The organism is Priestia sp. ST2 (assembly GCF_055810735.1).
The window spans coordinates 48,469-71,053 of sequence record NZ_JBVVNT010000008.1 but is presented as its reverse complement, the minus strand read 5'-3'; the positions used below and the strand labels follow the sequence as shown (position 1 = coordinate 71,053).

General features: G+C 38.3%; 23 protein-coding genes and 1 riboswitch. Of the genes, 10 read left to right on the top strand and 13 right to left on the bottom strand.

Going from position 1 to position 22,585, the window contains the following annotated elements; all coding sequences use genetic code 11:
* The first annotated feature begins 6 nt into the window (after positions 1–6).
* Positions 7–1,062: an aromatic acid exporter family protein gene (locus AC0KUU_RS25885; protein ID WP_322551674.1), complete on the top strand. Its 1,056-nt coding sequence runs from the start codon at positions 7–9 to the stop codon at positions 1,060–1,062.
* A gap of 32 nt (positions 1,063–1,094) precedes the next feature.
* Here AC0KUU_RS25885 and AC0KUU_RS25880 read toward each other — a convergent pair whose 3' ends face one another.
* Positions 1,095–2,549, bottom strand: coding sequence for an alanine/glycine:cation symporter family protein (locus AC0KUU_RS25880; protein WP_043975744.1), 1,455 nt, complete (start codon positions 2,547–2,549; stop codon positions 1,095–1,097).
* Between the two features lie 254 nt (positions 2,550–2,803).
* On the opposite strand from AC0KUU_RS25880, the gene AC0KUU_RS25875 reads away from it, so the two are divergent.
* Positions 2,804–3,556 carry a lipase family protein gene (locus AC0KUU_RS25875; RefSeq protein ID WP_013081488.1) on the top strand — a complete coding sequence of 251 codons (753 nt, stop codon included), beginning with the start codon at positions 2,804–2,806 and terminating at the stop codon, positions 3,554–3,556.
* 26 nt (positions 3,557–3,582) lie between these two features.
* Here the strand turns inward: AC0KUU_RS25875 and AC0KUU_RS25870 are convergent, their stop codons facing one another.
* Complete coding sequence (locus AC0KUU_RS25870) at positions 3,583–4,071, bottom strand: DinB family protein (RefSeq protein WP_013081487.1); 489 nt, start codon at positions 4,069–4,071, stop codon at positions 3,583–3,585.
* A gap of 346 nt (positions 4,072–4,417) precedes the next feature.
* Between AC0KUU_RS25870 and AC0KUU_RS25865 the strand changes: the two genes are divergently transcribed.
* Complete coding sequence (locus AC0KUU_RS25865; RefSeq protein WP_230184681.1) at positions 4,418–4,657, top strand: hypothetical protein; 240 nt, start codon at positions 4,418–4,420, stop codon at positions 4,655–4,657.
* Positions 4,658–4,703: 46 nt separating this feature from the next.
* Here AC0KUU_RS25865 and AC0KUU_RS25860 read toward each other — a convergent pair whose 3' ends face one another.
* Positions 4,704–5,228, bottom strand: a complete 525-nt coding sequence (locus tag AC0KUU_RS25860) for a type 1 glutamine amidotransferase domain-containing protein (RefSeq protein ID WP_013055087.1) — start codon at positions 5,226–5,228, stop codon at positions 4,704–4,706.
* 305 nt (positions 5,229–5,533) lie between these two features.
* On the opposite strand from AC0KUU_RS25860, the gene AC0KUU_RS25855 reads away from it, so the two are divergent.
* Entirely contained in the window at positions 5,534–5,956 is a 423-nt protein-coding gene (locus AC0KUU_RS25855; protein WP_016762814.1) for a DoxX family protein, read from the top strand.
* Positions 5,957–6,025: 69 nt separating this feature from the next.
* On the opposite strand, the gene AC0KUU_RS25850 is transcribed toward AC0KUU_RS25855, so the two are convergent.
* From AC0KUU_RS25850 to AC0KUU_RS25820, 7 genes are all read right to left on the bottom strand, one after another.
* Positions 6,026–7,189, bottom strand: coding sequence for a M20 family metallopeptidase (locus AC0KUU_RS25850; RefSeq protein WP_043975748.1), 1,164 nt, complete (start codon positions 7,187–7,189; stop codon positions 6,026–6,028).
* A 229-nt stretch (positions 7,190–7,418) separates the two neighbouring features.
* A complete protein-coding gene (locus AC0KUU_RS25845; protein WP_043975750.1) occupies positions 7,419–8,216 on the bottom strand; it encodes a HoxN/HupN/NixA family nickel/cobalt transporter in 798 nt (265 codons plus the stop codon).
* Positions 8,217–8,349: 133 nt separating this feature from the next.
* Positions 8,350–8,532: riboswitch (cobalamin riboswitch) on the bottom strand.
* Positions 8,533–8,637: 105 nt separating this feature from the next.
* Positions 8,638–9,057: an organic hydroperoxide resistance protein gene (locus AC0KUU_RS25840; protein WP_165575634.1), complete on the bottom strand. Its 420-nt coding sequence runs from the start codon at positions 9,055–9,057 to the stop codon at positions 8,638–8,640.
* 152 nt (positions 9,058–9,209) lie between these two features.
* Positions 9,210–9,803 (bottom strand): undecaprenyl-diphosphatase, encoded by a 594-nt coding sequence (locus tag AC0KUU_RS25835; RefSeq protein WP_043975754.1) that lies wholly within the window; start codon positions 9,801–9,803, stop codon positions 9,210–9,212.
* 146 nt (positions 9,804–9,949) lie between these two features.
* Positions 9,950–10,882, bottom strand: coding sequence for an ABC transporter ATP-binding protein (locus tag AC0KUU_RS25830; RefSeq protein WP_043975756.1), 933 nt, complete (start codon positions 10,880–10,882; stop codon positions 9,950–9,952).
* A gap of 1 nt (position 10,883) precedes the next feature.
* Positions 10,884–11,567 carry an ABC transporter permease gene (locus tag AC0KUU_RS25825; RefSeq protein ID WP_043975758.1) on the bottom strand — a complete coding sequence of 228 codons (684 nt, stop codon included), beginning with the start codon at positions 11,565–11,567 and terminating at the stop codon, positions 10,884–10,886.
* 35 nt (positions 11,568–11,602) lie between these two features.
* On the bottom strand, positions 11,603–12,817 hold the full coding sequence (locus AC0KUU_RS25820) for a DUF418 domain-containing protein (protein WP_043975760.1): 1,215 nt from the start codon (positions 12,815–12,817) through the stop codon (positions 11,603–11,605).
* A gap of 170 nt (positions 12,818–12,987) precedes the next feature.
* Here AC0KUU_RS25820 and AC0KUU_RS25815 point away from each other — a divergent pair, with 170 nt between their 5' ends.
* The 6 genes from AC0KUU_RS25815 (at position 12,988) to AC0KUU_RS25790 (ending at position 18,909) form a co-directional block, all read left to right on the top strand.
* Complete coding sequence (locus AC0KUU_RS25815; protein WP_043975761.1) at positions 12,988–13,713, top strand: response regulator transcription factor; 726 nt, start codon at positions 12,988–12,990, stop codon at positions 13,711–13,713.
* Positions 13,710–15,464: a sensor histidine kinase gene (locus AC0KUU_RS25810; protein ID WP_043975764.1), complete on the top strand. Its 1,755-nt coding sequence runs from the start codon at positions 13,710–13,712 to the stop codon at positions 15,462–15,464. Before AC0KUU_RS25815 ends, AC0KUU_RS25810 begins: the two co-directional genes overlap by 4 nt.
* A 42-nt stretch (positions 15,465–15,506) precedes the next feature.
* Entirely contained in the window at positions 15,507–16,238 is a 732-nt protein-coding gene (locus tag AC0KUU_RS25805; RefSeq protein ID WP_322551673.1) for a response regulator transcription factor, read from the top strand.
* Positions 16,239–16,241: 3 nt separating this feature from the next.
* Positions 16,242–17,588 (top strand): HAMP domain-containing sensor histidine kinase, encoded by a 1,347-nt coding sequence (locus AC0KUU_RS25800; protein ID WP_043975768.1) that lies wholly within the window; start codon positions 16,242–16,244, stop codon positions 17,586–17,588.
* A 72-nt stretch (positions 17,589–17,660) separates the two neighbouring features.
* Complete coding sequence (locus AC0KUU_RS25795) at positions 17,661–18,236, top strand: PepSY domain-containing protein (protein ID WP_043975771.1); 576 nt, start codon at positions 17,661–17,663, stop codon at positions 18,234–18,236.
* 133 nt (positions 18,237–18,369) lie between these two features.
* Positions 18,370–18,909, top strand: coding sequence for a PepSY domain-containing protein (locus AC0KUU_RS25790; RefSeq protein WP_043975773.1), 540 nt, complete (start codon positions 18,370–18,372; stop codon positions 18,907–18,909).
* A gap of 38 nt (positions 18,910–18,947) precedes the next feature.
* Here AC0KUU_RS25790 and AC0KUU_RS25785 read toward each other — a convergent pair whose 3' ends face one another.
* The 3 genes from AC0KUU_RS25785 to AC0KUU_RS25775 form a co-directional block, all read right to left on the bottom strand.
* Complete coding sequence (locus AC0KUU_RS25785; protein ID WP_043975774.1) at positions 18,948–20,225, bottom strand: DUF445 domain-containing protein; 1,278 nt, start codon at positions 20,223–20,225, stop codon at positions 18,948–18,950.
* A 128-nt stretch (positions 20,226–20,353) separates the two neighbouring features.
* On the bottom strand, positions 20,354–21,709 hold the full coding sequence (locus AC0KUU_RS25780) for an amino acid permease (RefSeq protein WP_043975776.1): 1,356 nt from the start codon (positions 21,707–21,709) through the stop codon (positions 20,354–20,356).
* Positions 21,710–21,932: 223 nt separating this feature from the next.
* Positions 21,933–22,583 (bottom strand): amino acid ABC transporter permease, encoded by a 651-nt coding sequence (locus tag AC0KUU_RS25775; protein WP_013081471.1) that lies wholly within the window; start codon positions 22,581–22,583, stop codon positions 21,933–21,935.
* Positions 22,584–22,585: the final 2 nt, after the last annotated feature.

Sequence of the window (22,585 nt, the reverse complement as noted above, 5' to 3'; positions counted from 1 at the left end):
TGCATAATGATTTACGTAAAAAAATTCAATTTTTTAGGCGGTCGTATTATTAAAACAGGCATTGCCGTTTTTTTGACTGCACTCATTTGCCAGTCTATCGGCTGGCCATATATGCTCGCTGTTATTACAGCTATTGTTACGATTGAACCAACAGCTGCCGATTCTATTAAAAAAGCGTTCATCCGCTTTCCTGCTTCAGCAATCGGAGCTGCTTTTGCCATGCTTTACACATTTCTATTAGGAGTGACGCCGCTTACCTATATGCTTGTTGCTGTTTCTACTATTATATCCTGTTCTAAATTGCGTTTGCATGCAGGAACACTCGTTGCCACGCTAACAGGAGTGGCTATGCTGACGATTGTGCACGATCATTATTTCATCTCGTTTTTAATTCGTTTAGCGACCACCAGTATTGGGCTGCTTACTTCTTCACTTGTGAATATCATCGTTCTTCCTCCTAATTATACACCGATTATTACGAGGAAAATTCAAAATCTCTCAAAACAAATGAGCAGCGTTTTACAGCAAAGAGGAAGCGAACTTTCCCAAGTACATGCTTGTCATAAACAAACAAAGCTTCAATTTCAGCAGCTTTCCGCTGAAATTGAAAAAATTGAGACGCTTTGTGAGTATCAGCGAAAAGAATGGAAGTTTCATCATTTCACTCGTACAGCTATGAGAAAATTCCACTATGAATATAAGAAACTTTCTCTTATGAGGCAGCTTGTCTACCATATTGGTAATTTAATTTACTTGCCTGCTCATCAGCTGCAAAGTGCAAGACATCAAGTAATATGGGATACATTCATTTCCTTTCATAACGTCTTACAAAATGAACAATATAAAAGCTCTTTGCATCATCAAACGCTTGTTTTGACTTTAAAACAAAGGTTTTGGGCACATAAGCAGGAAGAAAACAGAGAGGATCACCCTTTTTCAACGGAAACAACAATGCTTTACGAACTGCTTGCAATTCACCATCTGCTTGAAGAACTACACCGTATTCATTGTTTGAAGGATCGATATAACTTAAATAACTCCTCTGTCTCGCTTTCTTCATAAAAAAATCCTCACATATGTGAGGATTTTCTTGTTTACGAAACTTGTGACTCATCTTTCTTATATTCTTTCTCCCAGTAGTCTGCATTTTTAATTCCTAGTTTAACGGGATCAAACACAGGGTCTACCCCTTGTTTTTTCTGAGCTTCATAGTCTTTTAATGCAACTAACGCAGGCTTAGCTAAAATTAAGATAGCAATTAAATTTAGCCATACCATGATACCAAGTCCCGCATCACCTAACGCCCAAGCTAGTGATGCTTGTTTAACTGACCCGTAGAACGTAGCTCCTAGAAGGACAAGCTTTAATGCAAACATAGCCCACTTTCCGTTCTTTCCGCGAGTTAGATAAGCAATATTTGTTTCAGCAATGTAATAATAAGCCATAATCGTTGTAAACGCGAAGAAAAATAGAGCAACTGCCACGAACCCAGCTCCGAACCCCGGCAACACTGTTTCAATAGCAGCTTGTGTAAATCCAGGTCCTGCTTCTACACCCGGTAAATTTGAAATAATAAATGAACCGCCTGGTCCTTCTGTGTTGTACATGCCTGTGAATAAAATCATAAACGCTGTTGCTGAACAAACGAACAGTGTATCAATATAAACCGAAAAAGCTTGTACAAGACCTTGTTTCGCCGGATGTGAAACTTCTGCTGCAGCTGCTGCGTGAGGTCCTGTACCTTGTCCTGCTTCGTTTGAATAGATGCCTCGCTTAACTCCCCAAGAAACAGCTAAACCAACAATTCCTCCAAAAGCAGAATCTAATGCAAAAGCACTTTTAAAAATAAGAGCGATAACTCCCGGCAACTCGGAAATGTTCATGGCAATAATAATAAGAGCTAAAATAATATACCCAAGTGCCATAAAAGGTACAACGAATTGGGCCACTCCTGCAATACGCTTAACGCCTCCAAAGATAATAAAAGCAAGAATAATAACTAATCCTACTGCTGTAACCGTTGGACTAACGCCAAATGCGTTGTCGATTCCAAGCGCGATGGAGTTAGACTGAACGCCCGGCATTAAGATACTCATCGCAACAAGTGCTGCAATAGCAAATAAAATGCCATACCATTTCATACCCGTTCCTTTTTCAATGTAGTACGCTGGGCCACCTCGATATTGGCCATCTTGTTTAACTTTATAAATTTGAGCAAGTGTTGATTCGATGAATGCACTAGAAGCACCAATAAAAGCAACTGTCCACATCCAAAATACAGCCCCTGGACCTCCAAACGCGATAGCTGTCGCAACTCCAGCAATGTTTCCTGTTCCGACTCGTCCCGACAGCGCTAGAGACAGGGCTTGGAAGGAAGAAACTCCTGCTTCTGAACTTTTACCTTGAAACATCAGCATAATCATGTCTTTTAAGTGTCTCACCTGCAAAAACCTCGTTAAAATTGAGAAAAACAGGCCAATCGCAAGACACCCATAAATAACAGGCGTGCTCCATAGCACATTATTCAAACTCGTTACAAATTGCTCCAAACGATAACCCCCTTATTTTACATTCAGACTATTTTAAATTATAAGTTAAATTATAAATTTTAACAATAAAACTCTAAATTAAAACTAATTTTTAGTTAAAATATACAAAAAAACTTGTAAAATCCTCAAAAACATCCAACAATAAACCGTTTACATTCCGTAATTATTGCTTTCAAAAGAGGGGTATCTGCACCTTTCTTCTCAGGAACACATAGGCTATAGGAGTTATTTTCTATTAGAAGGTGTGAAAAACAATGATGAGAATAGAGCCTTTATTTTATCGTCCTTTAGCTCTAGACCTTCTTTATGCGTGCGTCTTAGCTTATAAGCAATACGCACAGGGAGGCACATTTGATGTACCTGAAGGCTACCGGCTTATTAAATCGTTTAAAGCTTCTGCCGTAGGGGTGCAAGAATGGTTTGGTTTTATTTTAGAATCTGATGACTCTATCGTAATTGCCTTTCGAGGAACTCAATCTGAGGCAGACTGGATTGCTGATGCTCGCATTAGGCAGCGCCCTTATCCATACAATCAACAAGCTGGTCTCGTTCACGAAGGTTTTTTAGCCGTTTACGAATCATGCCGTGATGAAATTTTTGAAACATATCAGTCCCTTACCCCCAAGCCACTTTATATAACGGGGCATAGCCTAGGTGGTGCACTCGCTGCTCTTCATGCCTTAGATGTCGCCACAAACGCATCTTTTCCGGAAGTTACAATGTACAACTACGGAGCTCCTCGAGTAGGTGATCCTCAATTCGTTCAAACATACACAAATCTTGTTTCAAATAGCCGCTGTTTTGTTAACACGACGGATACGGTTCCTAAAATCCCTCCGAAGCGCCTTTATTCCCCTTCCACCAAGCAAACGATTTATTACGATCAAGATCCTCTGCAACTCTCGTTTACGATTCAAACAGGCTCTACCGTAGGGAATCATAATCCCCAAACATACAGTGTTGGTATTTGGATGATGTCGGACTATCCTATTTTGGTCCAAAAATAAAAAAACAGGCGGACTGCCTGTTTTTTTTATGCACCAATTGCTGTTTTGATTTCTTCTATTTGTTCTTGATGACGCTTTTCATGATAGCCAATAAAATCAATCCACTGCTTTAAATCCATTAACCCAAACACAGGGTGTGGAAATGATTTTTGCTTTAGCTTGTCTTCACTTGCTGTTTCTTCTAGCTCTATTAAAGCCGCTCTTGATTCTGCCAGCTTACTCTTCATCTCTTCTAATGTCTGCTTTTCATTAGAAGGCGTAACTTGAGCCGGTGCATCTACTTTTCGCGAACGGTCTACCGCTAAATGAAACGGCTTATCTTCAGTTGGCTGATCCACACCGTTTTCTAACTGATCCTTTACACGTGAAACAATCATGCGCTCCATCAAATATAAATGTTCTAATACTTGCATAACGCTCCATGTATTAGATGCTGGCTGTTGATTTAATTGTTCATATGTTAATGATTCTACACTTCTCAATACATCATTTCGAAACTGTTCATTTTTATTCATTTTTCATCCTCCTCTAGGATTCCTCTAACTTATCGTATCAAAAAACTCTTCCATATAAAAAAGATATCCCTTTATTTAACCATGTTTTAGCTGCAATTGTTTCACGTGAAAAAATCACATTTTCTATTTGACATAGATCAACTGAGGTGTTATATTTAGATTTCTGGCTTTTCTTTAAGAGCTGGACATAGTGAAAGTAACTTGAAAGGATGTATCGTACAATGCAAGGTAAAAATACTGGCATTCGACACATGTCTTTGAACAAAACTTATTCACACTGGATCGGCTTCGGAGCCGTAAGGATGCAAGAGAGGTAGGGCTTGCGTCGTTTAGGTTAATCGATCATGTGGAAAAACAAACCGCGGCAATGGATGAAATCCATGCAAGCACAATCAATGCTAATTGTGCCCTAACAACAACGAAACATACAAAAACCGTAATCATGGATTTTATAAAGAAAGTAATCATTTTGTTTTTACACTTGCAAAAGCAAGTTACTGATAAGAAACACGAACAAAAGCGAGCAGATGCATCTGCTCGCTTTTTTAATGATACTTTTTATTTACTTTATCATTTCTTTTTTTAACGGATCTTATAAAAAAGCCGAAACCAATGTGGTTTCGGCTTTTTTCTTATTGCTCTGCTAGTACATCAGCAAATGCTTTTGCATAAGGAGGAAGGTCTGGCGGACGGCGGCTTGAAATAATGTGGCCGTCGATTACGACTGCTTCATCATGCCAAATAGCTCCCGCATTTTCCATATCATCTTTGATTCCTGGCGTACTTGTTACGTTTCGGCCATCTAAGATTTTTGCAGAAATTAATACCCATCCTGCATGGCAGATTTGGCCGATTGGTTTTTGCTGTTCATCCATATGACGAACCATTTCAATTACTTCAGGATAGCGGCGCAGTTTATCCGGCGCCCAGCCCCCAGGTACTAAAATAGCATCATATTCAGCTGGATCAACATCTTTAAACGCGTAGTCCGATACGGCTGGAACACCGTATTTCCCCATGTACGTTTCGTTTGCTTTTTCTCCAACTAAATGTACTTCTGCTCCTTCTTCTCGAAGACGCATCACTGGATACCATAGTTCTAGATCTTCAAAGTCTGCACTAACAAGCGCAATAACTCTTTTATTTTCTAAACGCATCGTAACACCTCCGCCATCAGTATAGCATGTTGGAGAATAAGATTGAAAATAAGGGACTAACTTGTACATAATTAAAGGATTTTTCAAGTGCTCTTCAGAAAATTTTTGTATGCCAAATGGTCTAATTTTATATTTCCTCTTGACTGAGGACAAACATCACACTACAATGTGTAGTGTGATGTTCATAATGTTATAAAATTATCCAAATAAGAAAGACTTTCTGATTTAATTGCTACATTTCTTTTTTCGGGCTTTCACACTACATAATGTAGTGTTTTTCAAATACACTTAAAGGAGGAAGTAAAGTGAATAAAAACGTGGAAATTGGTTCACTTATTATTCGTTTAGTATTAGGTTTTACATTTTTAGTACACGGCTTTCAAAAATGGCAAGGCGGGATTGAAAATACAGTAGGGTTCTTCGATAGCTTAGGAATCCCTGGTTTCATGGCATATATTGTTGCAACCATTGAACTTGTAGGTGGGATTCTTATTATTCTTGGCCTAGCAACAAGAGTCGTATCTGCTTTATTTGTGGCAGTTATGCTTGGCGCCATTTTTACAGCCAAGCTTAAAAGCGGATTTGTTGGCGGGTTTGAATTTGATATTGCCTTAATTGCCATGTCTGCTCACTTATTTCTTGCAGGAAGCCAGTTCCTTGCTCTTGATGCAGTGGTATTCAAAAAGAAAGAAACTGCCTTTTCTCTTCAAGAAGAAAGCAGTAAATAAAAAAAGAAAGCTTATACTCTCCCAATATAAGCTTTAAGATTAGTCCCCGCCGTTTGAGGCGGGCTTTTTTTATATTTGCAGCAGCAAATTCGCAAATAAAGAAGAACGCTCGGACAACGTATCAATTTGAATATGTTCATATTCTGCATGTATTCCTTTTCCGCATGCTCCTAATCCATCCAGCGTGGGAACACCAATGGCCGCTGTAAAATTGCCATCACTTCCGCCGCCCACAGCTGCTTCTTCCAATTTCATACCCAGTTTCGCCGCGATTGACTGAGCGCATTCAAATAGCTCTTCCGTTTGTTTAGACTTGACCATCGGAGGACGATTCATGCCTCCCGTTACTTCGAGCTTAATCCCTTTTAAAATGGGTGTTAAATTCAAAATAATATCCGTCATGCGTTTTGCTTCTTCTTCTGTAGAAACACGTAAATCCACGTGCGCTTCTGCATATTCCGGCACTACATTTGTACCGCTGCCTCCCGTAAATGTCCCAACGTTAACCGTTGTACCTTTTTCATAATCTGTTAAGCCCTGCAAGAAAATCACTTGGCGCGCCAGCTCTTCAATCGCATTGATTCCTTCTTTGTGGTGATTACCCGCGTGTGCTGCTCGTCCCCATACTTTTACGGTGAAAATCCCCGCTCCTTTGCGCGACGTTTTTAACGCACCTGAACCCGCCACCGCTGGTTCCGCTACTAGCACTGCTTCACTTCTTTGTGCTTCTTCTTCAATGTATTTTTTAGAAGAAATTGACCCAATCTCTTCATCCGAATTACAGAAAAACACAATTTTTTTATCGAGCGATAAGCCAAGCTCTTGAATCGCTTTAATCGCCCATATAGATTGTACAATGCCGCCTTTCATGTCTAAAATTCCCGGACCATACAGCTTGTTTCCCTCCGTTCTTAGACTCAGCCTTCCCTTTTCCCATACCGTGTCAAAATGACCGATAATTAAAAGCTGCTTTTCTCCTTCTCCAATCGTAAATTTCAAGTGGTTTCCTACTTCTTTTTCTTCTATGATTTCGTACCCTACCCCTAACCGCTTTTGAAACAGCTGCGTTAAATACATTCCACACTGATCTACTAACTCTTTACTGTAGGACGGTGATTCTTTTTTCACAAATCCAATTAAATCTTCAAGCATATCTTGTTCGTGTTCTTTTAAATAACTAAACACGCTTTGTTCTACCATTACCTGACTCAAATCAATTCCTCCTCCAAACAACCCCTGCTGCTTGCATTAAATGCTTTTATTTATTTTACGTATAACTATGTTCTACGTTTCACATAACGACCTTAAATTATCCTTAATTATAATGGTTTTCAGACAATTTTCCATCCTTTAAATACAGATAATACTTTAACTTATTCATAACCGACCGAAAATAGCCATAAACTTCAACAAATTCATACAAAAAAGCTTCAATCTTCAACAGATTAAAGCTTTCGTTTGACTAATTGACATTTATTTTAATATTTTTTCCTTTTGACTTCACACTCACAAAAACAAACATAGACACTAAAAAAATAAACAGAATAACGCCAACCATTTCAAAGTTTACTTCGGCCCATGGGTTAAAGAAAGTGAATGCTAAATAGAACGACACACCATACGCGAGGACAACAATAACCCAGCCCATCAAGCGGGAAGCAGATTGTCCAAATTTACTCGATTCATTCACCATTTTATGTACAATCATCGAATCGATTGTATCTGTAAGCATCATGCCAAACATAAACACTAGTCCCAACAAAAGCGGCGTATACTTGCCTGCGTTCCCTGCAGCTAGAGACCACACGGCCGTTTGACTGACCGTTTCGGCTGCTAAAGCGAACAATGCCCCTACAAGAATAATTAAAAAAGGATTCGTTGTTCCTTTTGCGATTTTCGGAATAAACTTCCCTTTTAATCCGCTCAGCTGAAACTCTTCTTCTTTATTTTTAGTTCGAAGCAAATGATATGTGTTTAATGTTCCAATCAGAAAGAGAGAGATAATGGATACCCAAGATGCAAAATGATCGAAATATGAAGGAAACGTAAAATTCTTCATCACCACGCCCAGCACCCCGGCCGTGACGGCCACCATTCCTCCATGACCTAGTGAAAACAGCGTTCCAACCCACGGGGCAAAACGGCTGCCCATTCTCCAATTATATCGGGTCTGGCCATCAATAAAAGCTAAGTGATCTGCATCCAATCCGTGCCTGATTCCTAATAAAAAGACAAGTAAAAAAACTGATAAACCTTCCATTTCCTACACTCCTTTTTTTAAAATAAAACGTAAAAAAGCCTCAATTCTATAGAAATTGAGGACGTGTCGGCATATGAAAATAAACAGCAATTGCTCACTGCGTACCTTGATACACCGCCTCTTTCCTAGAAGAGTCAAGTGTACAGAATAGGTAGGTCTCCTGGCTTGAGATCATCATTTTCTACCGCCTTCCCCATTTTGAGTGACGATAAGATAGAAAACTCCCTGCTTACAGTGGCTGGACCGCTCGAGATTTGCACTCGATTCCCTGTTACCTCTTACGCTATGTAAGAGCACCTAAACTGTGCGAATGATTCATTTTCTTCCTCATTATACTAGTACCGCTTACAAATGAATAGAGAAAATTCAAATAAAAAAGCCCTGCTAAGCTTTACATGCTTAGCAGGGCTTTTTAAAGCAATTAAACTACTTCTATCGTTACGTCTACGTTGCCGCTGATTGCTTTTGAATACGGGCAGTATGAATGAGCTAGGTCTACATATTTTTTCGCTGTTTCTAAATCTAAGCCTTCGATATGTGCTTCAAGCGCTACTTCAATTTTCACTCCTTGATCAGCTTTATCAGGAAGCAGCTGAACAGTAGCTTTTACTTCACTGCTTTTGATTTCTACGTTATGTTTTTTCAACATAAATTCTAACGCGCTGTTGAAACAAGCACTGTATCCAGCTGCAAACAGCTGCTCTGGGTTTGTTGCTGTTGTTGCTTCTCCACCAAGCGCTGGAGGTGTTGCAACGTCTAAGTTAAAGATGTTATCTAAAGAGTGAACTTCTCCTGTTCTTCCACCTGTGTTAACGACTGTTGTTTCATATAAAGCTTTCATGTATAAACCTCTCCTCTTTTTCATTAATTTTATTAAAAGTTTTTTATTTATCGTTTCTATGATTTAATTGTACACAATTTAATTTTAAAAAACAAGTATTAAATACGTTAAAAATTTCCCAATAAAAAAAGCCGCGTATTTGCGACTTTTTCTTAATAATATTGAGACTGTTCGTCATAAGCTGATTTTCGAAAAATAGACAAGTTGGTAATGGACCTCATCAGTTTCGTATTAAAAATAACATAATGAATAAACAGCGCCAGCACGCAGCCTAAAACGGCTCCTGTTAACACATCGAATGGATAATGAACGCCAACCCATACGCGTGAAAAGGCAATGAGTACGCCCATGACAACCCACATGCGTCCTGAACGTTTGAAATGCAGCCAAATGGTAAAAGTGATAACTAATGCAGATGTAGCATGATCGCTTGGAAATGAAGAATTTGCGGCGTGATCAACAAGCTGATTCACGTGGTGAGAGATAAACGGACGATCTCGATAAGCAAATAAACTAATCACTTTATTGATAATGACTCCTGTGGCACAAGCACACAAAGCTTGAAATGCTACAACACGGCTGCCGTTTTTATTAATAAGTAAAAACAAGCCGAGTAAAACGATAAGTACATACTGGGCATAATCTGCAAAGAATACCATCAGCGAATCTAGAGGCTTTACGTGTGAGGCATACTGATTCACCGCGTGGAAGATGGTATAATCTACTGAATTAATAGCTGATAACATAATCGAAATCCTTTCTTATTTTTAAATGTCATTAGCTATCTTATCAGTTTCTTGAGAAAATGAACATGTTTTTGTCAGAAGCTTCCTAACTGGTATTTATAAATAATGTATTCAGACTGAGTAGTAAACCAACGGACTTTCGCCCATTAACTCACCTGTGAGTGATCCACAATATTTTTTTGCAAAAAGATTTCCTCTAAAGAAGGTTCTTCGACGTGAACTTGATAAATGTCGATGCCGCATTGAATCAATTCGCGAATAATAAGAGGAATATTTCTTTCTTTTTGAAGCATCACTTTTGTGTACATGTGATGGTATTCAACTTCGGGACTCAACGTACGGAAAAACTGTTGAATATATTCTTTATGGCTGCTTGGGTAGGGATCATGTTTAATCATCACCGTTTTTTTCGCTTGATATTGAAAGCGCAGCTCTTCCATTGTACCTTCTATTAAAATGACCCCATTTTTCATAATCGCTACACGTGTACAAATCTTCTCAACTTCATTTAAATTATGAGACGTCATAAAAATTGTCTTGCCTTGATTTTGGAGTTCTCTTATTAGTTCATGAATGTGAAGAGCAGATTCAACATCTACTCCAGAAGTTGGTTCATCTAAAAAGATAAGATCTGGGTCTGCTACAATTGCTTGAGCAATTCCTAACTTCTTTTTCATTCCAAATGAAAACTTTCCAACTTTCTGATGCTCATGTCCTTCTAATCCTACTTTCTTCAGTACAATACTACAGTGTTCTTTCGAAAAACGATGGCCGTTTATCTTTAAAAAATAGCGCAAATGATTGAGCGCTGTCATCTCATCATAAAAGTTAGCATAGTCAGGAAGCACACCTATTTTCTTCTGAAGCTCTAAATCAATATCACTCTGTCCCAGCAGCGTAAATTCTCCTGCTGAAGGAAATGAAACGCCGGTAAGCATATTAATAAATGTAGACTTTCCTGCTCCGTTTCTTCCTAAAAATCCGTAAATTTCCCCTTGTGGTACCTGTAAATTAATACCGTTAACAACTGTTTTAGATCCATATTTTTTAGTTAATTTACTTGTTTCAATAGCATACATATTATACTTCTCTCCTTTTAAAACTCCAAAGTGCCGTACATAAACAAAGTGCTGCAAAAATAAGAAGAACTGTTAGATACCCTTTCTCCAGCTTTAAATAGTAGTAGGGTGTCACATACTTAAACCATGCAATGTACGCTTTTGATGAAAATATGCTCCACACGCTCAGTACCGGTAGAACAAACGATAAAATAATTGATAAAAACATAGTATGAGTTGGGCTTGGCATTAAAGCTGAAAGCATTAAAACAAATGAAATGATACAAACGGTGAATAGCAGGCACTCTAAAAATATATAAAAAGAAAAATGATGCGAAATAAACACAATCAGTAGAAATGAAATAGAGATACAAACAAGCCAGAAACAGCAAATACCTAAGAATTTTCCTAGTACAATACGCTCTCTTGATGTTTTGGTAACTAAAAACCTTGCTGTTCTTGTTTTAATTTCTTGATTAATAACATTATGAGAAAGACTTGAAATAAATAAAGGTCCGAACCCGAGAAGCATCACCAAAATTCCCCCGTTGGCTCCATCTTGAATCTGTGCACTCGTCAGTTGACCTCCAAGTTGACTAACTATATGGGCTATTCCATAGGAAGCACCGCATACGATTAAGATAACGATAATTGATTTAATACTTTTAAATAAGCTTTGAAACTCTTTTACACTAATAGCCCACATTTTTAAAATCTCCTTTTAAATAAATTTGAATGCTATCATCCAACAAAAGGATGATTTACTTCCGCCGGTAAGGCTTTTTTTTCTTTGGGCTTTCCACTCCAAGAAAAATTTGTCCATATACGCAGTAGCTTTTCCACCGGTCCAGTTTGAAATTTTTGCACGTACATATAGCTGCTGATAAGCTGAATTCCGTAAATACCTATGCAGACAAAAATCCCTGCAATCATGCCGAGCTTTCCGAAATAACCTAATCCGTAACCGTAAAAAATCGTCGTGCATATGACCGTTTGCATTAAATAATTACTAAGCGATATCCTGCCTACACTTTCAAAAGCCTTTATCAAAAATGACTTCTCGTATTTCGCATATAACCAAGCAAAGCCTGCAATATAACCAAGAGATAGAAGACTTCCACCTAACATATGTGTAGAACCAGCCCAATTCGCATCTGGCCATACGTACATAGTCCCTTTTAACAGCAAGCCAAGCGGAATCAGCGCGGCTGCCCAACGGCCATACTGTTTTTGATTAGCTGAAACATCGTAAAACCACTTTTTCTTTCCTGCATACATACCAAATAAAAACAAAGCGCCCATTATAAATGGCGTAAACAAGAAGGCAAAAGCAAATTTATATCCTGCTATATTCATCGGATCAACATTGTTGCGGTGGTCTTTAATCTGTTCATAAGTTCCACTTCCATACACATGAATCGTATCTTTTACATATGTCGTAAGCGTTTGTTTATCGCTAAGAAGATACATATTATCGTTTAATGAACCGTATCCGGATGCTCCTGTAAGGACCAGCAAAATCGATGCCCACACCAAAAGTGTTTTGGCTTTACGCTTTAAAAAGAAAAGTAGTAAAAATACTCCCATCATTCCGTAAAATGTAAGAATATCTCCTTCCCATAAAAACACTCCATGCAGTAAGCCAAACCCTAGAAGTAGAAGAAAACGGCGAAAGAAATGCCTTTTTACCCCTAGCTTCCTTCTTTCTAAGCTTTCTTTCATCTTCACCATTGAATAGCCAAATAAAAAGGTGAAAATCGGCATAAAACTTTCCTCTACCGCGACTTTTAAAAAGACATAGGCTGCTGAATCACTTGGTGATAGCGAGAAGAGATGAATCATATCCTTTCCGTAAATGCCATATTGAAAAATCAGCATATTCGCTAGTAAAATACCAAACAAGCTGAATCCTCTCATACTATCAATTACTTTAACCCGCCTAAAATCATTACTCATCCTTTTAACTCCTTTACTATGTGTCTGTGCATTTAGTATATGAAATGAAGTTTTCAAGAAAATAACCAGGAGATTATCTTTTCCTTAACATTTTCCAATTTTGTTAATCTTTTCGTAATGTTCTTATGCTAAAATCGAATACGTATGAAATGAAACAGAGGTGATTTACGTTGGAAGATGCGTCTATATTGCTAGTTGATGATGAAATTGCCATCGTCAAAATGCTGGAAACAGTATTAAAAAAAGAAGGATTCAACCAAATTTATAAAGCTCACACCGCTCAAGAAGCGCTGGATGTTTTACATAATCAAACAATTGATATTATTTTGTTGGACGTAATGCTTCCCGATCAAAGCGGATTTGATATCTGTCCTAAAATTCGTGAGCTCTCAAACGCGTATATTTTATTCATAACAGCCAAAGTATCCGACCTGGACGTACTAACGGGTTTCGCCATGGGAGGAGACGACTACGTAACTAAGCCGTTTAATCCTTTAGAAATTGCGGCACGAATTAAAGCACGACTGCGCAGAAAGCAAGCGCTGACTGAAGGAACTTCTATAAGAACGGAACCACAATCGTCAAATCGCTATGAGTTTGATCGTTTTACTGTAGATGAATCGGCAGGAGAACTCATTGTGGACGGTCAAACGGTTTCTTGCCCCGCACAAGTGTTTTTATTGCTTCTTCACTTTTGTAAAAATATGAATATTGTTCTTTCTAAATCACAGCTTCTTGAAGCCGTCTGGGGATATAATCAGTTTGTAGACGATAATACAGTAACCGTGCATATTCGAAGAATTCGAGAACGAATTGAAGATAATCCTAGCAACCCAAAACATTTAGTTACGGTACGAGGGCTTGGGTATAAATTAGTGAACGGAAAAGCGCTATGAAATCCATTAAAAGAAGGTTGACCTTTCATTTTTCATTTCAGTTTATTGCGATTATTGCATGTGTTTGCTGCGTTCTTTTTTGCGCTTTAATGTTTCTAGCTTATTACCTTTCAAAGCAAGATATAAAAAGAGACTTACCCTCTGGATCACTTAGCGTGTTAACGGGGGATACAACAGTTGAAGGTGGAAAAGCAACCGTTTCAGATGATTTAGCAAAACAACTTAAACAAGAAGGACTATGGTACCAAGTACTGAACAAACAAGGAAAAGTAATTGGAGAAATTAACTCCCCAAAAGACTTACCTAAGCACTACGGTCTTTCAGAGTTATTAGAAATGGATAAAACCAAAAAATTTAAAGGCTATAATGTAGTAACAGAACTTGATACCTTTTTGACTACACCTACTTATTATATTTTGGGCTATAAAAGTGATTTAAAAGACCAGCTATATGCTTTGTATGCTGAATACAATAAACAAAGTGTGCCTCCCAAAAGCGATATCCCTCTTATCAAAAAGGCGTTAAAAGAAAAAGATGCTTCGCTTCAAATTTTAAATGAGAAAGGTGATATCTTAGCTTCAATTAGAATGTCTAAAGAAAAAACACGTTACGATCCTTTAGAAATTATTTCTCGAAAAATTGAACAAGATAAATATGATTCAACAGCTACTGTATTCCATGATCCAAAGAAGAAAATTTCATGGGTTTTTTACACTCCTAATAATTACCACAGTATAACCGATGAATCTATTATTCGAAAAGCTTGGATGATCTCCATCATCGTGGCTGTTTCCGTTCTTATAGCCACCATCGCTTTCTCCATCTGGAACGCTTTTCGCTACGGCGGACCCTTACTTCTCTTCACCAGCTGGCTTGGGCGCATGGGAAGCGGAAACTATTCAGAAGTGCTAACACAAAAAGAGCGGAAGCGCGTCTTTCGGAAGAATGGAAAAGTACGCTTTCAATATCGTCTGTATTCAGAAGTAATCACCGCTTTTTATGAGATGGCGGAGCAGCTTAGCTTAGCTGAAAAAGAACGAAAGCAGCTAGAAACTACTCGCGAAGAATGGATGACGGGAATATCACATGATTTGCGCACACCTCTTTCGACGATTCAAGGATATGGGCATATGCTTGAAAGCGGCCATTACAATTGGAACGAAGAAGAGTTAAAAGAAATTGGCCAAACACTCCGTGATAAAAGTGAATACATGGTGGAGCTTGTAGAGGATTTTTCATTGGCCTTTAAGCTTAAAAATAACGTGGTTGTTTTAGAAACAAAAAAAGTAGACGTTCATCAACTACTTCAGCATATTGTTTTAAAATTCGTTAACGATAGAACCATTGAAAATGTTCACTTCTCTTATGTGCCCGCTCATCTTCAACCTTTTATTCAAGCTGACCCGCGCTGGTTTGAACGAATGCTTGATAATTTAATTTTTAATGCTATTAAACATAACCCTAAGAACACTACCATTACAATTTCGACCGCGATAAAAAGTGACCGCGTCTTGATTACGATTCAAGATGATGGAATTGGAATGGATGAAGAAACGCAGAAAAATTTATTTGACCGCTATTACCGCGGCACAAATACAACGGAAAAAACAGAAGGTGCTGGACTTGGCATGAGCATCGCAAAAGCTATTTGTGAACTTCATAAAGGCCATATCGAAGTAAGATCTACTCTTCACGAAGGCACTGCCATTATCTTGCACCTTCCTCTTTCAGCAGATCAACAGCCGGACTAACCTCCGGCTGTTTTTATACACCTCCAATCTCTCCGTGCTATAATGTACGCAACTATACATAGACACAAGGGGGAATTTTTGTTGAGTAAAGGCAGAATTTTAATTGTAGAAGATGAGCGCAAAATTGCTCGTTTAATTCAGCTCGAGCTTGAACATGAAGGGTACGAAACGGGCATGGCTTACACGGGAACAGAAGGATTGGCAGAGTTTCAAGAACACGATTGGGATTTGCTGCTTTTAGATGTGATGCTTCCTGAACTGAGCGGACTCGAAGTACTTCGTCGCATTCGAGCAAATGATGATCAAACGCCCGTTATCTTATTAACAGCTCGAGACGCCCTTCCTGATAAGGTAAGCGGACTAGATTTAGGAGCAAACGACTATATTACAAAGCCTTTTCAAATTGAAGAGCTTTTTGCACGCATTCGCGTATGGCTTCGCCATCCTGTATCAACATCGCCTGCTGAACAAGAAACGGCCACTCTTCAACTAGGCAATTTAGTCGTCAACGAAAAAACGCGAGAAGTTACGCGTGAAAATGAAGCTATTGAGCTGACTCCTAAAGAATATGATTTGCTTGTCTATATGCTTCAAAACAAAAATCAAGTGCTGAGCTTTGAACAGCTTCTTACAAACGTTTGGGGATTTGATTATTACGGAGACACAAATATTGTATACGTATACATTCGTTATTTACGTAAAAAGATTGATGCTTCATTTTCAACTCCTTACATTCAAACAGTGCGCGGCGTTGGCTATATGCTTAAGGAGTAGCTTATGAAACTACAAACAAAGATTATTCTTACATCAACTGCGCTGCTTTTTATTCTGCTAGTGATTGCAAACAGTTCGATTTACTTCATTTTCAAGAAGACCATGGAAGACAATGCAATTGAACGTTTGCAAGCAGAAACAAGCAATGTAACAAATGGGCTAAAGCAAACGAGTGCGACGGTTAAACAAGCCAACTTGCTTCGTGCCTATTTGCCTCCTAACGGAATGATTCGTATTTTACCCAAATCCGGCAGTCCTTTAGTTGTATCCGTTACGGATCAAACGAAAGAGCTTCAGGACTTACCTTATTCCTATTATTCAAATGAACAAACAAGCATCAAAGAAGATGACGGCCATCTATACGCGATTTCACACACCCCTGTCATTTGGACGAACGGTGAAGTTGTTTCTTTGGAAGTCACGGAACAACTGGCAGATGTGGAACAATCTCTGCAGACATTAAAATTTATCTTGCTCATTGCCTCTCTTGTTATATTAATTCCAACTATATTTGCTGGACGGCTTTTAAGTAAAATTATTTTGCGGCCTATCAAATCTCTTATTCATACTATGGAAGAAATTCAAGTGTCTCGCACATTCAAAAAAATTGACCTCTCTGCTCCTTCTAAAGATGAGTTAGATCAAATGGCCAACACCTTCAATAATATGATGGATTTATTAGAGGAAAACTATAAAAAGCAAGAGCAGTTCGTATCCGATGCTTCTCATGAATTAAAAACACCCCTGACCGTTGTAGAAAGCTATGCCAATATGCTAAAACGATGGGGAATGAAGCGTCCAGATATTTTAGAAGAAGCCATCGAAGCCATTCACTCTGAGTCTTTACGCATGAAACAGCTTACGTCTCAAATGCTGGTGCTTGCGAAAGATGAGTCTCAGTGGGAGATTCACATGGAACACGTAGATGCGGCGGCCGTCTGTAACCAAACAATCAAGCATCTAGAACAAGCTTTTGAACGAACCATTTATTTAAATATAAAAACGGATCATCCCGTCGTAACAGCGGATGAAAAACGCTTAAAGCAACTGCTATACATCCTCTTAGATAATGCCATTAAATATAGTGAAAAAGCGGTAGAGGTAACCATAACAAGAAGCGAAAGCTTTATGATTACGGTCACAGATCAAGGAATTGGTATTCCAAAAGAAGACTTATCAAACGTGTATGAACGCTTTTTTCGCGTAGATAAAGCAAGAAATCGAGAAACCGGTGGTTCTGGACTTGGATTATCCATTGCTCGAAAGATTGTAGAAGCTCATAGCGGGCGTATTGAGATTAGCAGCCAAGAAGGAAAAGGGACATCAGTGACGGTTTGCTTTCCTCTTTGATTTCTCGCCTTTTCTTAGAGATTTTTAAGAATTGCCTGCTATACTACTTTTTAAGATACTGGAGGTGAATGTATGAAGAAAACGGTGCTTTTTATACTTATTTTTCTTGCTGTTGGTTCAGCTTGCTTTTACGGAATAGCAAAAGCAGTGAATCGGCCTGATACAATTTTATCCGAATCTGACGTCAGCAGTATGATTCAGCAAAAATATGGCGGCACTATTGAAAATGCAAGCTTTTCTCAAAAAAATGATGAACCGATTTATCGAATCACTTTGCTTAAAGATGATATTCCATACCACATCACAGTAAATGGAGAAAATGGAGAAGTCCAGTCATTAATCAAACAAAAAATAGAGAAACAAACGTCTACTCAAACTAAAAATGATACAGAAGAAGAGCAAAAAAAGAGCGAGCAGCCACCAGTTTCTCCTACATCCGACGAGCCTCTCATTTCAATGGAACAAGCAAGAGACATTGCTTTACAAAAAGTAAAAGGAACGTTTTCCTCAGTTGAAATAGAAGAGGAAGAAGACCAAACCTTCTACGAAGTCGAAATTGATCAGTCTAAAACAAGAGAAGCTAAAGTGATGATCAATGCTTACTCCGGACATGTAGATTCCATCACCTATGAAAATGACGATGATTAAGAGTACAGCGGAAAGCTGTGCTTTTTTTATCCATTTTTATTTATTTCTAAGAAAATTTTAAACTTCTTCTTCTTTTCCTTTAAAGTTCATTGGCTAAGATAGTCTTAACAACAAATCGAGGAGGCCATAACATATGAAAGTTATTACAACCGTTTTAGCCAGTGCAGTACTAGTCGGTGGATTAGGTGCAAGCGCATATGCAATGACAGACCAGTCCAAAAGCAATGATAAGAAGCAAACCACAACGATTGAAGAAGCAAAGGCAAAAGACATTGCCCTTCAAAAAACAGATGGCGGCGACATTACAAATATCCAATTAGCCATAGATGACGGCGTTAAACAATATGAAATAGACATCACAAAAGGTAATAAAGAATACGATGTAGACATTGACAGCAGCAGCGGTAAAATCATTGAATTTGATGAAGAGCAAAAAGACGATGAAGATGAGAAAGAAGAGAAACTTCAAAACGTTTCCCCTGCTATTTCATTAGATCAAGCGATAAAAACAGCTTTAAAGAGTGCTAAAGGAACGGTCAATGAAACGGATCTAGATCAAGAAAACAACCGTTTAGTATATGAAATTGAAATTGACACAGCCGATAAACGTGAAGCAACTGTTTCAGTAGATGCCAAAAACGGCGGCGTGATCAGTGTAGAACTAGATGATTAATAGAAAAAGCACACTCCAAAAGGAGCGTGCTTCTTTTTTTATACCGCTAATTTAATAACCGTTAATACAATACCAATCAAGAATCCACATAGAGCTCCGTTCACTCGAATCCACTGCAAATCTTTTCCGACATTGTTTTCCATCATATCCACAAGTGTTTCATCATCTAATTTATCTAAGTTTTCTTGAACAAGCTGTCCAATTTTCGAATGATTCTCTTCTACAAAGCTCATGATTTGCTTTTGAATAGCCGTATCAATTGCTTCTTGACGCTGTGCATCCTCTTCAAGAGCATTCAGCCAGCTCTCTACGTAAGGAACGGCGTAGCTTTTCATAAATTCAGGGCTTTCAATGAATGCTGTCACTTTCGCTTTCATTTTATCGACGATTTCTGTTAATTTGTTCGTTACATTTAATTCATGAATCGTTTTTTGTTTCCATGCTTCTAATTTTTCAAGAAGTTCTTCATTCTGCTCCAAGCCTTGCAGCTCTTTTCTAATTCCATTGACCAAAGCAAGGCGGTATTCATCATCTTCGTTACGAAGACGCCCTGTAATAGAAAGCAATAAATTTTGCAAAATAGACCCTAGCTTCTCTTCATTAATCATGCTTTGAAATGATTTGAGAGCAAATTGTAAAATCCCATCAAGCTCAATATTATCAAGCGCATTTTTAGCAATACTTCCGAGCTGATACTGCGTTTCTTCTTTTTTAATCCAGCTCTCTCCTTTATTTAAAAGAACATCAAGCGCTTTTTCATCATACTGATTTTTTACCACTTCTCCAACAATCGAATGCACAATAGGCTTTAACTCTATTGCTGAAAGCGATGATTTGAGCTCTTTTTCAATAATAGGAACGACTTTCTCTGTATCCACACGATTAATCGCATCAACAAGCAGTGCTGTTCCTTTTTGTTGAATTGTTTCCGAATGAACACCTTTTCGAACAATCGGAAGCAAACGCTTTGTAAATGCAATTCTTTTTACTTTTTCTTGAATACTTTCTTTTGACAGCCAGTCGTTTTCAAGCGTTGAGACTAGCCCTCTTGTAATACGCTGTCTGTTTTTAGGAAGCAGCGCAGTGTGTGGAATAGGAATGCCTAAAGGGTGACGAAAAAGAGCTGTAACGGCAAACCAATCCGCTAATCCGCCGACTAATCCAGCTTCGAACCCACCTTGAAGCAACCGACCCCAAATTGAATCACCAAAAGGCATTGTGGCAACGAAGCCCACTCCCATAATCGCCAAAGAAATCACGGCTAAGTGCTTTGATTTCTTCTTTGGGTTTGTTGTAAATACATTATTTGATTCCATTATAGTCCTCATCCTTTATTTATTTAACTAAACATTTCATCTAGAAATATGTAACGTGATACAGAAACTTCCACAAAAAAAAGAAAGACAAGCTTTTACCCTCGTCTTTCTAGTATATTGCCTTTTTGCTATACTTCAAACTTTTTTTCTTTTCGACTTTTATTAATAAATGAAAAAATGAGGAGTACGACCAAGATAACCGCACATACGCTTGATCCAATCACATTGTTTTTATTAAACATAAACGATACAAAAATAACAAGCAGTGCTGCTGTTGCAAAAAGCGTTGTATAAGGAAAACACTTTAATGCGAAAAACGGCTTTTCTTTATACCCTTTACGCAGCTTTAATTGAGCTAAACAAATGCTTACCCAAATAAGAATAATCGTGAAGCCCGGAATGGTCATTAAATAACTAATTACATTATCCGGTGTTTTATAAGCTAAAAACACACCCATTAAAATACAAACAGCCGTAATCATTAAACCATTAATCGGAATACCGTTTTTTGAAACTTTTAAGAAGCGCTTTGATGCTTCTCCGCTTTGAGCCATAGCATAGAGCGTACGCGAAGTTGCATACATCCCTGAATTCGCTGCTGATAAAACGGCCGTTAATAAAACGAAGTTCATAATATGAGCCGCACCCGGCAGTCCGGTGATACTAAACACTTGGACAAATGGACTGTCTTGTCCTGATACAGAATTCCAGGGCATAAGGCCGCAAATAATTAAAATAGGCAAGATGTAAAAGCCAATCACTCGCCATACTGTGCCTTTGATCACTTTCGGTAACACGTTTTTCACATCTTTTGTTTCCGTTACGGCCACACCAATTAATTCAGCTCCGCCGTAAGAGAACATCACAATTAAAAAGGCACTCAGCACACCGCTCATGCCGTGAGGAAAAAAGCCTCCATGAGCCGTATAATTTGCCCAGGGGTTTTGCACATCACTTGGAATCACACCGAATAAAATGAAAGCTCCCAAAATGATAAAAGCAGTAAGAGCAATTACTTTAATACCGGCAAACCAAAACTCAATTTCTCCGTAATACTTCACTTGAAATAAATTCATCCCTACAATTAGCACTGCACAGAGAAAGCTTAAGAGCCAAAGAGGTACAGAAGGGAACCAAAACTTCAAAAAGCTTCCTCCCGCAAGCAGTTCAACAACTGTCACGACAATCCAGTTCACCCAGTACAGCCACCCTACAATAAAAGAGGTTTGCGTACCGAATGCCTTATGCACTAAATTTTGTACGTTCATATTCGGATAGACAATTGCCATCTCCGCCAATGCTGTCATTACAATAAATAAGATAAGACCGCCAAATAAATACGCCAGTACAACACTTGGTCCTGCAATACCTAGCGTATCAGCACTGCCTTTAAAAATGCCTGTCCCAATCATACCGGCAAGCGCAATGAGCTGCACATGACGAGGCAACAGACCTTTTTTTAAATTTTGATCTTGTTTTTCCATGATGCCCGTCCCTTCTGTTCATTTTACGTGTTAGTTTAACCAAATCACTTCTTGCGCAAAAACCCCTACCGGATATTCAGTAGGGGGTGAACCAACACTGTTTTTCTTCTCTATGATGAATGAAAATGATCTGATTTTACCACTGTTACTTTAGTCATTTTATGCGTTGAATCAATACATTGTCAATGTTATTTATTTTCCAAAAATAAAGTCAAAAGAGTATCTACACCCTTTTGACTTCTAGTCTTCTTGCAATGATAGATAAAGCATAGTTTACAATAAAATACATCATCGCGATGATCAAAAACATTGGGACTACGTAGCTTTGTTTCTGTCCGTAAATGATTTGAGCGTTATGCAGCAAATCAGGAAGTGCGATCACTACTGCAAGCGACGTATCTTTTAATAAGGAAATAAATTGACTAACTAAAGGAGGCACCATTCTCCGCAAAGCTTGGGGCAGCACAACGAAACGAAGCGTTTGATAATAGTTTAAACCTGATGATCGCGCCGCTTCGATTTGTCCTTTTTCAATTGATTTTAATCCGCTTCGGATAATCTCTGAAATCATAGCAGATTCAAATACAGTAAGGGCCACAATCGCTGCTGACGTAATTTCCATATCAATTCCGATTTCAGGTAAAGCAAAGTATGTAAAAAAGATGATTAAAAGCAGCGGCAAATTCCGGATAATTTCTACGATAAAAGCAAGTACATGAGACAGAACTGGAATACGGGCATACCTTAAAATACCTACTATACTTCCAATAAGAAAACTTAATACAATCGAAATGAATGCTACTTTTAAAGTGACCCAAAATCCTTCCATTAAGAAGGAAAGGTGATCAGGAGAATAAGCACCCATAAAATCCATCA

Bases quoted from the DNA above. Each gene is read 5' to 3' on its own strand.
- AC0KUU_RS25805 (WP_322551673.1), top strand. From the start codon at position 15,507: ATGTACGCAACTATACATAGACACAAGGGGGAATTTTTGTTGAGTAAA.
- AC0KUU_RS25780 (WP_043975776.1), bottom strand. From the start codon at position 21,709: ATGGAAAAACAAGATCAAAATTTAAAAAAAGGTCTGTTGCCTCGTCAT.
- AC0KUU_RS25800 (WP_043975768.1), top strand. From the start codon at position 16,242: ATGAAACTACAAACAAAGATTATTCTTACATCAACTGCGCTGCTTTTT.
- AC0KUU_RS25820 (WP_043975760.1), bottom strand. From the start codon at position 12,817: ATGAGTAATGATTTTAGGCGGGTTAAAGTAATTGATAGTATGAGAGGA.
- AC0KUU_RS25785 (WP_043975774.1), bottom strand. From the start codon at position 20,225: ATGGAATCAAATAATGTATTTACAACAAACCCAAAGAAGAAATCAAAG.
- AC0KUU_RS25830 (WP_043975756.1), bottom strand. From the start codon at position 10,882: ATGTATGCTATTGAAACAAGTAAATTAACTAAAAAATATGGATCTAAA.
- AC0KUU_RS25835 (WP_043975754.1), bottom strand. From the start codon at position 9,803: ATGTTATCAGCTATTAATTCAGTAGATTATACCATCTTCCACGCGGTG.
- AC0KUU_RS25810 (WP_043975764.1), top strand. From the start codon at position 13,710: ATGAAATCCATTAAAAGAAGGTTGACCTTTCATTTTTCATTTCAGTTT.
- AC0KUU_RS25885 (WP_322551674.1), top strand. From the start codon at position 7: ATGATTTACGTAAAAAAATTCAATTTTTTAGGCGGTCGTATTATTAAA.
- AC0KUU_RS25825 (WP_043975758.1), bottom strand. From the start codon at position 11,567: ATGTGGGCTATTAGTGTAAAAGAGTTTCAAAGCTTATTTAAAAGTATT.
- AC0KUU_RS25860 (WP_013055087.1), bottom strand. From the start codon at position 5,228: ATGCGTTTAGAAAATAAAAGAGTTATTGCGCTTGTTAGTGCAGACTTT.
- AC0KUU_RS25875 (WP_013081488.1), top strand. From the start codon at position 2,804: ATGATGAGAATAGAGCCTTTATTTTATCGTCCTTTAGCTCTAGACCTT.
- AC0KUU_RS25870 (WP_013081487.1), bottom strand. From the start codon at position 4,071: ATGAATAAAAATGAACAGTTTCGAAATGATGTATTGAGAAGTGTAGAA.
- AC0KUU_RS25840 (WP_165575634.1), bottom strand. From the start codon at position 9,057: ATGAAAGCTTTATATGAAACAACAGTCGTTAACACAGGTGGAAGAACA.
- AC0KUU_RS25845 (WP_043975750.1), bottom strand. From the start codon at position 8,216: ATGGAAGGTTTATCAGTTTTTTTACTTGTCTTTTTATTAGGAATCAGG.
- AC0KUU_RS25795 (WP_043975771.1), top strand. From the start codon at position 17,661: ATGAAGAAAACGGTGCTTTTTATACTTATTTTTCTTGCTGTTGGTTCA.
- AC0KUU_RS25790 (WP_043975773.1), top strand. From the start codon at position 18,370: ATGAAAGTTATTACAACCGTTTTAGCCAGTGCAGTACTAGTCGGTGGA.
- AC0KUU_RS25775 (WP_013081471.1), bottom strand. From the start codon at position 22,583: ATGGATTTTATGGGTGCTTATTCTCCTGATCACCTTTCCTTCTTAATG.